The organism is Listeria sp. SHR_NRA_18 (assembly GCF_003856515.1).
In the GTDB taxonomy this organism is placed as follows: domain Bacteria; phylum Bacillota; class Bacilli; order Lactobacillales; family Listeriaceae; genus Listeria_A; species Listeria_A newyorkensis.
Map to the genome: position 1 here is coordinate 1 of NZ_QPKR01000038.1, position 1,298 is coordinate 1,298.

General features: G+C 38.8%; 2 protein-coding genes. Both read left to right on the forward strand.

What is annotated here, in order from left to right; translation table 11 throughout:
- Positions 1-118 precede the first annotated feature (118 nt).
- Positions 119-571, forward strand: coding sequence for a hypothetical protein (locus tag DUK53_RS17010; protein ID WP_124893227.1), 453 nt, complete (start codon positions 119-121; stop codon positions 569-571).
- Between the two features lie 5 nt (positions 572-576).
- Positions 577-1,104 (forward strand): hypothetical protein, encoded by a 528-nt coding sequence (locus tag DUK53_RS17015; protein ID WP_124893229.1) that lies wholly within the window; start codon positions 577-579, stop codon positions 1,102-1,104.
- The last annotated feature ends 194 nt before the right edge of the window (positions 1,105-1,298 follow it).

Consider the following 1,298-nt stretch of genomic DNA (forward strand, 5'->3'; position numbering starts at 1 on the left):
TTGATAACATGTACAGTCTACTTGAAACGTATAGGCCTGTTATCAGGCAGCACATAGCGAATAATTTAAGTATAGAATAATTTCTAAATATCGCGTATAACTACTATAGAAAGGAGTATTGTTAGTTGTTAGATTTAAATATGGCTATATCGTTGGTGTCATAGCTGCTAGTAAGCTAGAAATTGGAATTATCGTAGAAGCCAATCGATGGACAGATGTCTATGCTATCGAAACGAGTAGTGGCTTGCAATCGGCGTGTGCGTACCGTATTACGTTGATTAAGGATGCCACCAATTATTATTACTATTTCGAAGGAAGCGAAATAATGCTTATCAAAGCCAAATCGGAGGGCGATGCAAAAGACATGTTGCATGCCATGACGCATTACGAACCAAAATTAACAGTGGATCAGGGGCAATTCATGGAGCTAACATTGCAAGAGGCATGGGGTAAATATCAACTAGCCATGCGAGAAAAGAAGGGCGTAAATTACCATGCTATAAATGAGCTGAACCGCTTTATTGAACCAATACCAAGCGTTTTAGTGTTGGATGATAGAAAAGAAAGGTGATGGATATGGGAAAAGGTATCAAAATTAATGAGGGTATCAAAGCACTGAATGCAAGTGTGGCTGCACAATTAATAACGCCATGGAAAAACCAAGAAGCAGAGCATTTTGTCACAAAAAAATGGGACGAAATCATGAAAAAAAACATCGATTTCTCCATGTTCCAAGAAGATGGAGAGTTGACGCAAGCCTTCTTTCAAATGTGTACGACGATTGATGATTACACACTGGAAACTTGGCGGCTTCCTTTAAAACAATTAGCATTCCTGATGTACTTACCAAGTGTGACAGCAGAAGAAGTGAGCGCCTTTTTGCCGATAGTACTTTCGGATATAACCATTCAGGATCGCCTGGAGTATCTTGTAGTTGACACCTTTTTCACAGACTATGTAAATATTATATATGATCCCCTGGAGCGTGAAGAAATCTATGGAGAAGCATGTGATTGTGATTTTCAGCCGTGGTTGCAAAACATGATGGCGTATCAAAAAGAGGCGTTGAGGTACGTTACAGAACGCTCAGGGCTACTTTTTTGAGAGGGGGGAGCAGTTTATGGGACAAGATTCTTGCTTAAGTAGAACCGTTTATCTTCTTGATTTACAAAGTATGACCATTCGAAACCCATTTAAACGGAAAATACAGCAATATTACATTCAGAAAATGCTACAGATTATGGAGAATCCGGGAAAAGATTCCGATTTACAGAAACAGTTAATACTAAATTTTATGG